This window comes from Conexibacter woesei Iso977N (assembly GCF_000424625.1).
In the GTDB taxonomy this organism is placed as follows: Bacteria; Actinomycetota; Thermoleophilia; order Solirubrobacterales; family Solirubrobacteraceae; genus Baekduia; species Baekduia woesei_A.
Window position 1 is genome coordinate 2,063,411 of record NZ_AUKG01000001.1, and the last position, 12,639, is coordinate 2,076,049.

General features: G+C 72.7%; 12 protein-coding genes. 11 read left to right on the top strand and 1 reads right to left on the bottom strand.

Annotation, left to right across the window (positions count from 1 at the left end; translation table 11 throughout):
- Positions 1-42 precede the first annotated feature (42 nt).
- From rplM to H030_RS0110180, 9 genes are all read left to right on the top strand, one after another.
- A complete protein-coding gene (gene rplM / locus H030_RS0110140; RefSeq protein WP_027006039.1) occupies positions 43-477 on the top strand; it encodes a 50S ribosomal protein L13 in 435 nt (144 codons plus the stop codon).
- Positions 477-1,337, top strand: a complete 861-nt coding sequence (gene rpsI / locus H030_RS40645) for a 30S ribosomal protein S9 (RefSeq protein WP_081690656.1) — start codon at positions 477-479, stop codon at positions 1,335-1,337. The genes rplM and rpsI overlap by 1 nt, the downstream gene beginning before the upstream one ends.
- Before the next feature lie 8 nt (positions 1,338-1,345).
- Positions 1,346-2,662 (top strand): phosphoglucosamine mutase, encoded by a 1,317-nt coding sequence (gene glmM / locus H030_RS0110150; RefSeq protein ID WP_027006041.1) that lies wholly within the window; start codon positions 1,346-1,348, stop codon positions 2,660-2,662.
- A gap of 66 nt (positions 2,663-2,728) precedes the next feature.
- Positions 2,729-4,579 carry a glutamine--fructose-6-phosphate transaminase (isomerizing) gene (gene glmS, locus H030_RS0110155; RefSeq protein WP_027006042.1) on the top strand — a complete coding sequence of 617 codons (1,851 nt, stop codon included), beginning with the start codon at positions 2,729-2,731 and terminating at the stop codon, positions 4,577-4,579.
- A gap of 605 nt (positions 4,580-5,184) precedes the next feature.
- The gene (locus H030_RS0110160) at positions 5,185-5,532 is read left to right on the top strand and encodes a holo-ACP synthase (RefSeq protein ID WP_027006043.1); all 348 of its coding nucleotides are present in this window, start codon (positions 5,185-5,187) and stop codon (positions 5,530-5,532) included.
- Entirely contained in the window at positions 5,529-7,070 is a 1,542-nt protein-coding gene (locus tag H030_RS30930) for a bifunctional ADP-dependent NAD(P)H-hydrate dehydratase/NAD(P)H-hydrate epimerase (protein ID WP_035126074.1), read from the top strand. Before H030_RS0110160 ends, H030_RS30930 begins: the two co-directional genes overlap by 4 nt.
- 12 nt (positions 7,071-7,082) lie before the next feature.
- Complete coding sequence (locus tag H030_RS0110170) at positions 7,083-7,559, top strand: CBS domain-containing protein (RefSeq protein ID WP_027006044.1); 477 nt, start codon at positions 7,083-7,085, stop codon at positions 7,557-7,559.
- Positions 7,560-7,569: 10 nt separating this feature from the next.
- Positions 7,570-8,694, top strand: coding sequence for an alanine racemase (gene alr / locus H030_RS0110175; RefSeq protein ID WP_231398398.1), 1,125 nt, complete (start codon positions 7,570-7,572; stop codon positions 8,692-8,694).
- Entirely contained in the window at positions 8,691-10,142 is a 1,452-nt protein-coding gene (locus H030_RS0110180; RefSeq protein ID WP_027006046.1) for an HD domain-containing protein, read from the top strand. Before alr ends, H030_RS0110180 begins: the two co-directional genes overlap by 4 nt.
- Here H030_RS0110180 and H030_RS30935 read toward each other — a convergent pair.
- A complete protein-coding gene (locus H030_RS30935) occupies positions 10,139-11,350 on the bottom strand; it encodes a M28 family metallopeptidase (protein ID WP_051222254.1) in 1,212 nt (403 codons plus the stop codon). The two genes, H030_RS0110180 and H030_RS30935, sit on opposite strands and share 4 nt — an antisense overlap.
- Positions 11,351-11,435: 85 nt before the next feature.
- Between H030_RS30935 and H030_RS0110190 the strand changes: the two genes are divergently transcribed.
- A complete protein-coding gene (locus H030_RS0110190) occupies positions 11,436-11,861 on the top strand; it encodes an HIT family protein (RefSeq protein WP_027006047.1) in 426 nt (141 codons plus the stop codon).
- Entirely contained in the window at positions 11,858-12,637 is a 780-nt protein-coding gene (locus tag H030_RS0110195; RefSeq protein ID WP_027006048.1) for an enoyl-CoA hydratase/isomerase family protein, read from the top strand. Before H030_RS0110190 ends, H030_RS0110195 begins: the two co-directional genes overlap by 4 nt.
- Positions 12,638-12,639 lie beyond the last annotated feature (2 nt).

Below are 12,639 nucleotides of genomic sequence, written 5' to 3' on the forward strand. Positions count from 1 at the left end.
TCGTCCGTCGCCGCGCGCCCTGACGTGCGGCCACAGAACGCCGTGAAGACCTACGTCGCAAATTCAGAGAACCGCGAGCGCAACTGGCTCGTCGTCGATGCCAACGGCCAGACACTGGGCCGGCTCGCGACGCAGATCGCCGACGCTCTGCGTGGCAAGCGCAAGCCCGAGTACACCCCGCACGTCGATACCGGTGACTTCGTCATCGTCATCAACGCGGAGAAGATCTCGGTCAGCGGCAACAAGCGCACCGAGAAGCGCTACTACCGCCACTCCGGCTACCCGGGCGGGATCAAGTCCCGCACGCTCGAGGAGATGCTCGAGCGTCGCCCCGAGGAAGTCATCCGCCTCGCGGTGAGGGGCATGCTGCCCCGCAACCGCCTCGCCCGCAAGCAGCTCACGAAGCTGAAGGTGTACGCCGGCGCGGAGCATCCGCACGCGGCGCAGCAGCCCCAGCCCTTGGAGATCAATTCTTGATGTCGGACCAGACGCCGCAGGACCCGAAGGACGAGCAGGCCGCCGAGGAGCAGCTCCAGGCTGCCGGTGGCATCCCCGACGAGCCCATCGTCGAGGCCGACGTCGAGTCGATCGAGGGCGCTGACGAGGCTCCCGCCGAGCAGCCCGCCGCCGAGGGCGACGCCCCGGCCGAGGCCGAGGCCGCTCCGGCCGCCGACGCCGCTGCGGCCGCCGACGCCGCTCCCGCCGCCGACGCCGCCCCGGCCGCCGCCGCCGAGGAGTCCGACGACGACTACGAGGAGCCCACGCCGCGCGTCAAGCCGGCGATCCCGGGCGCCGACCTCGAGGTCGACATCGTCCTGGACGGCGAGGACCGCCCGAGCCAGTGGTCGGAGGACGTCGACCCGGACGCTCCGGACGAGCCCACGGCCTCCGGTGATGAAGAGGACGTCGTCGAGGATCAGCCGATCACGGCGCAGATCCAGCTCGCCGAGGACGCGCGCTACCGCGCCACCGGCAAGCGCAAGACGGCGATCGCCCGCGTGATCCTGAAGCCGGGCACCGGCAACTACCTCATCAACGGCCGCACGCTGGACGAGTTCTTCCCGCGCGCCACGTTGCAGAAGACGATCCGCCAGCCGCTGGAGACCGTCGGCTTCGAGGACCGCATGGACGTCATCGCGCGCATGCACGGTGGCGGCGTGTCGGCCCAGGCCGGCGCCCTGCGCCACGGCATCTCCCGCGCGCTGCTGGAGGCCGACCCGAACCTGCGTACCGAGCTCAAGCGCCGCGGCTTCCTGACGCGCGACGCCCGTGCCAAGGAGCGCAAGAAGGCCGGCCTCAAGAAGGCGCGTAAGAAGCCGCAGTTCTCGAAGCGCTAGGCGCCGCGATGGCCCGCCGGCTCTTCGGAACCGACGGCGTCCGCGGTGTCGCCGGCGAGGTCCTCACCGCGGACCTCGCCCTGCGACTGGGCCGTGCCGTCACGGCCCAGTCGCGCGCCGCGCGCCCGCAGGTGCTCGTCATCCGCGACACGCGCGAGTCCGGCGAGATGCTGGAGTCGGCGCTGGCCGCCGGCATCACCTCTGCCGGCGGCGACGTCCTGCTCGGCGGCGTCCTCCCGACGCCCGCCGCGCCGCTGCTGATCGCCCGCTACGGCTTCGACCTGGCGGCGGTGATCAGCGCGTCGCACAACCCGTACGCCGACAACGGGATCAAGTTCTTCGGCCCGGACGGCTTCAAGCTGACCGACGAGACCGAGGCGGCGATCGAGGCCCACCTCGACGACGACGTCGGGGCCGGCACCGCGATCGGCCGCGTCCGCGTGCTGCACGGCACGCTCGAGGACTACCTGCGCGAGCTGCACACGCGCTTCGGCGACCTGGACCTGTCCGGGGTCGACGTCGTCCTGGACTGCGCCAACGGCTCGACCTACCAGGCCGCGCCGGAGATCTTCCGGCGCCTGGGCGCGCGCGTGACCGTCATGGCCGACGAGCCCGACGGGCGCAACATCAACGCGGCGTGCGGCTCGACGCACCTCGGCGCGCTGGTCGCCGCGATCACCGCGGGCGGCCACGACCTCGGCTTCGCCTTCGACGGCGACGGCGACCGCGTGCTGGCGGTCGACCGCAACGGGGACGTCGTGGACGGCGACGAGCTGATCGCGCTGGCGGCGCTGTCGCTGCGCGACAAGGGCCGGCTGAAGGGCGGCGTGGCGGTCACCGTCATGTCCAACTACGGCTTCCACACCGGCATGCGCGAGGCCGGCGTCGAGGTGGCGATCACCTCGGTCGGCGACCGCTACGTCCTGCAGGAGCTGCGCGAGCGCGGCTGGACGCTGGGCGGCGAGCAGTCGGGCCACATCATCGACATGAGCTTCGTGCCGTCGGGCGACGGGATCGCCAGCGCGCTGCTGACGCTGGAGGCGCTGCGCGGCGGAGACCTGGCGGAGCGCGCGGCGATGCAGAAGATCCCGCAGCGGCTCGTCAACGTCCCGGTCGCCGACCGCGACGCGGCGATGACGTCGTCGGCGCTCGCGGAGGCCATCGACGCCGAGAGCGACGCCCTCGAGGGCCGCGGGCGCGTGCTCGTCCGGCCGTCGGGCACCGAGCAGCTCGTGCGCGTGATGGTCGAGGCGCCGACGGCCGAGGAGACGGACGCGGTGGTCGACCGTCTCGTCGCCGTCGTGGTCGCCGAAGCGGCCGTCTGAACGGGCCGTTCCGCCCTGGCCCGAGGGCCAGGGAGGCGGCGGAGGCCGCTGGTACCGTGTCCGGCCATGTGTGGCATCGTCGGATACGTCGGCCAGCGCTCTGCGCAGGACATCCTGCTCGCGGGGCTTCAGAAGCTCGAGTACCGCGGCTACGACTCCGCAGGGATCTCGGTCATCGCGGGCGACGAGATCGAGTCGGTCCGCGCGGTCGGCAACCTCGCCAACCTGCAGGCGGCGATCGACGGCACCGCCGGTGGCGTGGCGACCGCGGTGCGCCCGGGCTCGACCGGGATCGGCCACACGCGCTGGGCCACGCACGGGCGCGTCAACGAGGAGAACGCGCACCCGCACTTCGACACGACCAACCGCGTGCACGTGGTGGTCAACGGAATCGTCGAGAACTACCTGGCCCTGAAGCACCGGCTCGCCGACATGGGCGCGCAGTTCACGAGCGAGACCGACGCGGAGGTCATCGCGCACCTGGTCTCCCACCATTTGGCGTCCGGGTCGCTGGTCGAGGCGGTCCGGGCCGCCTACGCCGAGCTCGAGGGCCACTTCGCGTTCGTCGCGATGACCCTGGACGAGCCGGACGTGCTGGTCGGCGCGCGCAAGGAGTGCCCGCTGATCGTCGGCCGCGGCGAGGGCGAGACGTTCCTGGCCTCCGCGATCCCGGCGTTCCTGCCCTACACGCGCAGGGTCCAGTACATCGAGAACGACGAGCTGGTCGTGATCACGCCGGAGGGGACGACGTTCCTGACGCCGGCGGGCGACGAGCTGGAGCGCCCGGTCGTGGAGATCGACTGGGACGAGGAGACCGCCGAGAAGGGCGGCTTCGAGACCTTCATGTTGAAGGAGATCCACGAGCAGGCCGACGCGATCGCCGAGACGATCGCCGACCGCACGGTCCGCGCCGACGGCGTCGACCTCGCCGAGGAGGTCTCCTTCGACGAGGCGCTGCTGCAGGACGTCAACCGGATCATCGTCGTGGCCTGCGGCACCTCGTACCACGCGGGCCTGATCGGGCGTTACGCGATCGAGGAGTGGGCGCGGATCCCGGTCGAGATGGATGTGGCAAGCGAGTACCGCTACCGCAACCCGGTCGTCGGGCCGGGCGACCTCGTGATCGGCATCACGCAGTCCGGTGAGACCGCCGACACGCTGGCCGCGATGCGGCTGGCGAGCGACCGCGGCGCGCGGGTCGTGGCGATCACCAACGTCATGGGGTCGCAGGCGACGCGCGACGCCGACGGCGTCCTGTACACGCGCGCCGGGCTGGAGATCGGCGTCGCGGCGACCAAGACGTTCGTCTGCCAGGTCGCCGTCATGTACATGCTGGGCCTGCGCCTGGCCGAGCTGCGCGGGACGCTCGGCGCCGACGCGCGGACCCGGTTGGTCAGCGAGCTCAAGCGCGTGCCGCACGAGATCGACTCGTTGTTGTCGTCCTTGGATCTCGACGGCGTCGCCGCCGCGCACTTCCAGCAGGAGTTCTTCCTGTACTTGGGCCGCCACGTCGGGCTGCCGGTCGCGTTGGAGGGCGCCTTGAAGCTGAAGGAGATCTCCTACATCCCGACCGACGCCTACGCCGCCGGCGAGATGAAGCACGGCCCGATCGCGCTGCTGGACGAGTCGACGCCGGTCGTGTGCATCGCGACCGACTCGCCGATCCTGGACAAGGTGGTGTCCAACGTCCAGGAGGTCCGCGCCCGCGGCGCGCACGTCATCGCGGTGGCGTCGGAGGGCAACATCGAGATCGGCGAGCACGCCGAAGAGGTCATCCGGATCCCGGCGATGGACTGGATGCTCCAGCCGCTGCTGGCCGTCATCCCGCTGCAGGTGTTGGCGTACAAGATCGCGCGGTTGCGCGGGTTGAACGTGGATCAGCCGCGGAACTTGGCGAAGACGGTCACGGTGGAGTAGCGGCGCGCGCCGCGCTCTGCGCGGCTCGCGCGTCGGTGGCACGACGCGGCGGGCGGTGGCGCAGGTGGGGACTCGTTGCGTTGAGGGTGCTGCGGCGCGGCGGCCGGGGTGTTCAGCGCGGCCGTGTTGAGGTGCCGCTCCGCGTGGCTTGGAGGGCATCGATGGGAGAGTCGTTTGGTGTGGTGCCGCCGTTGGCGGTGTGGCTGGGCGTTGGTGGTGCTTCCGGGCGCGGTTCGGGGCCGAACGGGTGGGTCGGCGGCAGTTGGGTGTTCTCGGCGAACACCTAACTGCCGTTGACTCTTCGGGGTCCCGATTCGGGGCCGAATTGGGGCTTCGGCGAGGTCAACGGTGCATTTGGGTCCTATGCGAACCCCTATGCACCGTTGACCCTTTCGTTCGCCCCCGAACTTCGCCCCGAGGCACCACGAACGCCCAGCCACACCGCGAACGCCGGCGCCACAGCAAACGACTCTCCCATCGATGCCCTCCAAGCAACGCCCCGCACCCTCACCCACACGGCCGCGCTGAACACCACCCACCGCACGCGCCGCAGTACCACCAACCCAGCGGGCCAACCGCCAACGAGCCCACTACGCTCGACCCCCATGAGCGGCGTCGGCCTGGACCTTCTGGAGATCGAGCGGTTGGAGGCGGCGCTGGAGCGCCGGCCGTCCCTCGCCGCGCGGCTGTTCACGGAGGCTGAACGCGAGTACGCCGCGGCGCGGTCGCGGCCGGGGCAGCATCTGGCCGCGCGGTTCTGCGCGAAGGAGGCGGTCGCCAAGGCGCTGGCGTTGGATGCGTGGTCGTGGCAGGACATCGAGGTCGTCTCGACGCCCGAGGGCGGGCCGCCGCGGGTCGTGCTGCATGGCGCGCTGGCCGGGCAGGGGCACGTGATCGATGTGTCGCTGACGCACTCCCGGGGAACGGCCGGGGCTGTGGCGGTCGTGCGATGAACGAGCTTCCTGTAGGTCTTGATCCGCTGCTCGACGTCGAGCAGCTGCGCGCGAGCGACAGGTGGGCGATCGAGGAGCGGGGGATGGGCGGCGGCGCGCTGATGGAGCGCGCGGCCGAGGGGCTGGCGCGGGCGGTCGCGGGCGCGGCGCCCAGCGGCGACGTGCTCGTCGTCTGCGGCGGCGGCAACAACGGCGGCGACGGCTACGCGGCCGCGCGGCTGCTGCGCGGCGCGGGGCGGCGGGTCGTGGTGGCGTGGACGAGCGACCCGGCGAAGCTCTCCGGCGACGCGGCGGCGATGCGCGACGCGCTGGAGGGCGACGCGCCCGTCGCGTTCTCGGTGGACCTGCTCGCTGGTGGCGGCTTCGAGGTCGTCGTGGACGCGATGCTCGGGACGGGCTTCAGCGGCACCCCGCGCGAGCCGGTCGCGGCGGCGATCGAGGCCATCAACAACTCCTCGGCGCTGGTCGTCGCGGCGGACGTACCGTCCGGGGTCGACGCGGCGACGGGCGCGATCGCGGCGGGCGCGGTTCGGGCCGACGTCACCGTGACGTTCCACGCCGCGATGCCGGGGCTGTGGATCGCACCGGGCAAGCAGCACGCGGGCGTTGTTGAGGTGGTCGACATCGGGATCCCTGAGGACGGCAACCCCGTTGTGCCCTATGTCGGTCTGATCGGCGACGACATCCTGAAGACCTACGCGCGCCGGGGTGCGGCCTCGACGAAGTTCGCGTCCGGTCACGTGCTGGTCGCGGGCGGCGCGCGCGGGCTGACGGGCGCGCCGTGCCTGGCGTCGACCGCCGCGATGCGCGCGGGCGCGGGCTACGTGACGGCGTGCGTCCCGGGGTCGTTGAACAACATCTTCGAGGTCAAGCTGACCGAGGTCATGACCGCGCCGCTGGCCGACGAGGACGGCGCGCACAGCGCGGCGGGCGCGGACGAGGTCGTCTCGCGCGCCGAGGCGCGCGGGGGCGCGCTGGTCCTGGGCCCGGGGATCGGCCGGACCGACGGGGCGCTCGCGTTCGCCCGCGCGGTCGCGGCGCGGGCGCAGGTCGCGCTGGTCCTCGATGCCGACGGGCTCAACGCGCACGCGGGCGCGCTGGAGCTGCTGAGGGAACGCGGGGCGCCGACGGTCCTGACGCCGCACGGCGGCGAGCTCGCGCGCCTGCTCGCCGTGAGCAGCGACGACGTCGCCGCCGCGCGCCTGGACTCCGCGCGCGCCGCCGCGGCGCAGTCCGGCGCGGTGGTCGTCCTCAAGGGCGACGACACGATCGTCGCCGAGCCCGTGGGCCGCGTCGCGATCTCGCGCGGCGGCGCGCCCGCGCTGGCGACCGCCGGGACCGGCGACGTCCTGTCCGGGATCCTCGGCGCGTTCCTGGCCCGCGGCATGGAGCCGTTCGAGGCGGCGGCCGCCGCCGTGCACGTCCACGTCCTGGCCGGTCAGGCCGCGGCGCGCGCGCTCGACGGCCCGGACGGCGTCATCGCCTCCGACGTGATCGAGCAGCTCCCGCGACAGCTCAGCGCCGAGCGCCTGCAATAGAGTCCTGGCGGCATGGCAGCCGCTACGACCGTCGCCGACATCATGGAGCGCGATGCGCCCTCGATCGCCCTCGAGGCGAGCGTCGAGGCCGTGATCGCGCAGTTCAAGGAGCTCGACGTGCCGGCGCTGCCGGTCGTCAACGACGGCGGGCGCTGCGTCGGCGTGATCACCGAGAAGGACCTCGTCATCAAGGACGACGACGGCGATCTGCACATCCCGCACTACATCGAGCTGTTCGGCGGCCTCGTGTTCTTCCCGCCCGAGCTGCGCCACTTCCGGGAGCGGCTCAGGAAGGCCGCCGCGTCGCAGGCCAAGGACCTGATGACCGAGCCCGCGGTGGTCGTGGAGCCGAGCACCTCCCTCCACGAGGCCGCGCACGTGATCGTCGAGCGCGGGCACTCGCGGCTGCCGGTCGTCGAGCACGGGCGCTACGTCGGGCTCGTCACGCGGGCCGACGTCCTGGCGGCGCTGAACGGCGCGGAGGCCTAGGCGCGTGGCGGTGCGCGCGCTGGCACGGGTCAACCTGAGCGCGATCGAGCGCAACGTCGCGCGGCTGGCGCGCGAGGCGCCGGGCTGCGCGGTCTGCGCGGTCGTCAAGGCCGAGGGCTACGGGCACGGGATGGTCGCCGCGGGGCGCGCGGCGCTCGCGGGTGGCGCGACGTGGCTGGCGGTGGCGACGGCGGAGGAGGCGCGGGAGCTGCGTGCCGGCGTCGGCGACAACGTCCGGATCCTGGTGCTGGGTGCCGTGTCGGACGCCGAGCTGGTGGTGGCGCTGGACGCCGACGCCGACGTGTCGGTGTGGTCGGTCGAGAGGGCGCAGGCGCTGGCCGACGGCGGCCGCGGCGCGCGCGTGCACGTCAAGCTCGACTCGGGACTGGGGCGGCTGGGCACGCGCGACACCGCGGAGGCCACCGCGGTTGTTGATGCTGTCGCTGCTGCGGAGAACCTGGAGCTCGTCGCCGCCTGGACCCACTTCGCGACCGCCGACGAGCGTGGCGACCAGTTCTTCGGCGAGCAGCTCGCGCGCTTCAAGGCGTGGGCGGAGCCGCTGCGCGCCGCGCACCCGGGGCTGCTGCTGCACGCGGCGAACTCGGCGGCGCTGCTGCGCGATCCGGCGTCGCACTTCGACCTCGTCCGGCCGGGCGTGGCGATCTACGGCCTCGATCCCTTCGGCGACGACCCGGCCCAGCGCGACCTTGAACCAGCACTCGAGTTGGTGTCCTACGTGGCGGCCGTCAAGCCGGCCGACGTGGGGGAGAGCGCGGGCTATGGGCGGCGGTTCGTGGCGCAGAGGCCGACGACGATCGCGACGGTCCCGATCGGCTACGGCGACGGCTGGCGGCGCGCGCTGACCAACCGCGGCGAGGCGCTGCTGCACGGGACCAAGGTGCCGCTGGTCGGGACCGTGTCGATGGACAACGTGACGTTCGACGTCGGTGCGGTCGCCGGGCTGGAGGCCCACGTGGGCGACGCGGTGGTGCTGGTCGGCGCGCAGGGGGCCGAGCAGATCACGGCCGAGGACGTGGCCCGCTCGATCGACACCATCAACTACGAGATCACCACCGCCCTGACGGCGCGGGTCGCCCGCGAGTACCACCGGGACGGCCAGGCGCCGGGGTCGTGAGCGAAGCGGCACTGGAAGCGGTCCGGGGCGCGCTGGCGGGCGCCGAGGCGTGGGTCGTCGGGGGCGCGGTCCGCGACGAGCTGCTGGGCCGTGACGTCAGCGACGTCGATGTGGCGGTGGCGGGTGACGCGAAGCCGCTGGCGCGCGCGCTGGCGCGTGCCTCGGGCTCCGGCTCGGCCTCGTTCCCGCTCAGCGACGCCTTCGGCGCCTGGCGCGTGATCGGCCCCGACCAGGCCTGGCAGGTCGACCTGATGCCCCTCCAGGGCGACGGCACCCTGGCCGACGACCTCGCGCGCCGCGACTTCACCGTCAACGCGATGGCGCGCCCGCTGGGCGCCGCTCCCTCCGGCGACGGCGGTGCCTCCGGCGGTGACCCGCTCGCCGCCGTCGTCGACCCCTTCGGGGGCGCGGCGGACCTGCAGGCGCGTCGCCTCCGGATGGTCGCGCCGCGCGCGTTCGCCGACGACCCGCTCCGCGTCCTGCGCCTCGCGCGCTTCGCCTGCGAGCTGGGCTTCGCGCCGGAGGACGAGACCGTCCGGGTCGCCGCGCAGCACGCCGCCGCGATCGAGCGCGTCGCGGCCGAGCGCGTCTTCGCTGAGCTCAAGCGCGTCATCGCGAGCGACCGGGTTGTTGAAGGTCTCGAGTTGATGGACTCGCTCGGCCTGACCCCGCACGTCCTGCCCGAGCTCAGCGGGCTCCGCGGCGTCGAGCAGAACCGCTACCACCACCTCGACGTCCACGACCACACGCTCGAGGTGCTCGCCGAGACCGTCGCGTTCGAGCGCGGCGACCGCGTCCTCCTCGACGATCCCGAGCTGGACCGGCGCATCCGGGCGTTCCTGGCGCAGCCCTTCTCCGACGAGATCACGCGCGGGACCGCGCTGCGCTTCGGGGCGCTGCTGCACGACGTCGCCAAGCCCGAGACCCAGGCCTTCCACGACGACGGGACCATCCTCGGCTTCCCCGGCCACGCCGACCTCGGAGCCGACCGCTCCCGCGCGACCCTCACCCGGCTGAAGGCCTCCGAGAAGCTCCGCGCGCACGTGGCGCTGCTGGCGCGCCACCACCTCGGCCTCGGCTACCTGGTGCACAAGGCGCCGCTCGACCGGCGCACCATCCACCAGTACTTGACCAAGACGTCGCCCGTCGAGGTCGACGTGTCGCTGCTGTCGATCGCCGACCGCCTCGCCACCCGCGGCCGCAAAGCCGACGAGGCCATCACCAAGCACCTCGCCATCGCCCGCATCGTCCTACCGGCCGCCCTCGACTTCGCCTCCTGGCGCGCCCAACCACCCCTCCTACGCGGCGACGAACTGGCCACAGCCCTCAACATCAAGCCAGGCCCCTCCCTCGGCGCCCTTCTGGCCCAACTCGACGAAGCCCGCTACGCCGGCGAGATCACGACACCCGACCACGCCCTACAACTCGCGCGCGAGCTGGTCGGCTAGGGCATCTCGCCGTTGGCGGAGCGGGCGATGGTGGCCATGACGATGGAGACCGCGTTGGAGACGGACTTGTAGTCGACGTTCTCGGCGGTGTCGGAGGGCCAGTGGTAGTTGGAGGGGACGAGGTGCTCGGTCATGGAGCCGATCGAGGCGGTCTCGTAGCCCTGGCGCAGCGGCACGAGGCCGTCGGTCGCGAAGGTGAAGCGCATGCCGCGACGCAACCGCACGCCTGCGTCGTGCGCCGCCGCCGCCACCCGTTCCTTCTGGTGCGAGGGGTACTCGAACATCTTGAGGAAGCCCTCGCCCTCGATCAACACCAACTCGGGCGAGCCGACGGTGTCGAGGCAGAGGAAGGACGTGCGCTCGGGCGACAGGTCCGGGAAGTGGCGGCGGGCGAAGGCGAGCATGCCCTCCTGGTTGGCCTCCTCGGCGCCGGCGCTGAGCAGGATCACCCGGACGCCGTCCGGCGGGCCGCCGCCGTCGCGCAGTCGGCGCGCGACCTCCAGCAGCACGGCCACGCCGCTCAGGTTGTCGTTGGCACCGGGCACCACCGGCTGGCGGATCATGTCCGCCATCACCGCGGCGGTTCCGGCCGCGAACGCGGTGCCCAAAGCAGCGGTCTTCTTCCCACCGGTGAGGGCCGACACGGCGATCGCCGCCGGCCCGCCCCAGACCATCCCCATCAGCGGCGGCCAGCGGTCCCGGCCGTTCATGAGGAACGGCAGGTGGTCGATGACGAACTTCGCCGCGCTGTCGTCGAAGATGAACGACGTCCGCGCCGCGTCGTGGTGGGCGTGCACGATCAGCGTGTGCTCGGCGTCCTCGGGCCCGATCGACGCCACCACGTTGGTGGTGTTCTGGCGCTTGAGCAGCCGCCGCAACGCACGCCGCGGCCCGCCCGTGAGGTCCTGCCAGACGCCGGCCGCGCACACCGCCGCGACCACGCCACCCACGCGCCGGCGGCCCACCAGCACGCCGACACCCGCGGCGGCCGCCACGCCGTTGAGCACGCCCAGCGGCGTGAAGTACGTGCCGTGGATGAGCTCCTCGTCGATGACGACGCGCGCGCCGGTCTCCCGGAATCGCGCGGCGATCCACTCGGCGGCCTCGCGCTCGCCCGGGCTGCACGGCAGGCGGTCGATCGCGGCGAGCGCCGCGACGTCGGCGTACAGCGCCGCCTCGGTCTTGTTGGTGGCCTCGCCTGCGCTCATCTTCAACCGGAGGCTACCCGCTCTCCCGTGTTCTCCATATGAACGGGACCTGAACGGACGCCGCCGACGGGTAAGGTGCCCTGCCATGTCCGCCACCGACCCGGATTGCCTGTTCTGCAAGATCGTCGCGGGGGAGATCCCGGCGACCATCGTCGCGTCCGACGAGCGCACGGTCACGTTCATGGACATCAACCCCGCGACGCGCGGCCACGCGCTCGTGATCCCGCGCGCGCACGCCAGGGACCTGCTGGAGATCGACCCGGACGACCTCGCCGCCGTGGCCCAGGCGGGCCAGCACATGGCGCGCACCGCCAAGGCGACGCTCCGAGCCGACGGGATCAACCTCATCAACAGCTGCGGCGCCGACGCGTGGCAGACCGTCTTCCACTTCCACCTCCACGTCATCCCGCGCTACAGGGACGACCCGCTGCAGCTGCCGTGGGTCCCCGGGCCGGGCGACATGGACCAGATCCAAGCCACCGGCCTCGAGCTGAAGGAGCACTACGCGTGAGCGACGTCGTCCGCCTGGAGACCGAGGGCCCGCTGGCCGTCCTGACCTTCGACTCGCCCCCGCTGAACCTCTTCGACGACGCGGTCTTCAACGGCTTCCGCGCGGCGATCGACAAGATCGCCGCCGACCCGCCGCGCGGGCTGCTGATCCGCGCCGAGGGCAAGGTCGTCTCCGGTGGCGTCGACGTCGGCAGGGTCTTCGACGGCATGAGCGCCCAGCGCGGCGGCGAGCTGTGGGACGAGCTGCTGGCGACGATCGCCGTCCTGGAGGAGCTGCCGCTCCCGACCGTCTTCGCCGCGCACGGCCTGTGCCTGACGGCGGCGTTCGAGATCGCGCTGGCGTGCGACATCCTGCTGGCGAGCGAGCGCGCGAAGTTCGGGCTGGTCGAGATCGTCGTCGGCCTGACGCCGTCGATGGGCGGCCCCCAGCGCCTGGCCGAGCGCGCCGGTCCCAACCGCGCGAAGGAGCTGATCTTCACCGGTGAGCTGTTCGACGCGAACACGCTGAAGGAGTGGGGCGTCGTCAACCGCGTCTCGGCGCCCGACGCGTTCGAGGCCGAGTCGCGCGCGTTCGCCGAGAAGGTCGCCAACGGACCGACGCGCGCGCACGCCGCGACCAAGCGCCTGGTGTGGGAGTCCAAGGAGCGCGGCGCGCGGGCGGCGGACGGGATCGTCGCCGAGGTCTCCGGGCCGCTGTTCGACACCGCCGACCTGCAGAACGCCGTCAGGTCGTTCCTGGCCGACGGGCCGGGCAAGGCGACGTACGAGGGGCGCTGAAC

Coding starts and splice junctions, on each gene's coding strand:
- H030_RS0110170 (WP_027006044.1), top strand. CDS start 7,083: ATGGCAGCCGCTACGACCGTCGCCGACATCATGGAGCGCGATGCGCCC.
- H030_RS30935 (WP_051222254.1), bottom strand. CDS start 11,350: ATGAGCGCAGGCGAGGCCACCAACAAGACCGAGGCGGCGCTGTACGCC.
- H030_RS0110160 (WP_027006043.1), top strand. CDS start 5,185: ATGAGCGGCGTCGGCCTGGACCTTCTGGAGATCGAGCGGTTGGAGGCG.
- rpsI (WP_081690656.1), top strand. CDS start 477: ATGTCGGACCAGACGCCGCAGGACCCGAAGGACGAGCAGGCCGCCGAG.
- H030_RS0110190 (WP_027006047.1), top strand. CDS start 11,436: ATGTCCGCCACCGACCCGGATTGCCTGTTCTGCAAGATCGTCGCGGGG.
- H030_RS30930 (WP_035126074.1), top strand. CDS start 5,529: ATGAACGAGCTTCCTGTAGGTCTTGATCCGCTGCTCGACGTCGAGCAG.
- glmM (WP_027006041.1), top strand. CDS start 1,346: ATGGCCCGCCGGCTCTTCGGAACCGACGGCGTCCGCGGTGTCGCCGGC.
- glmS (WP_027006042.1), top strand. CDS start 2,729: ATGTGTGGCATCGTCGGATACGTCGGCCAGCGCTCTGCGCAGGACATC.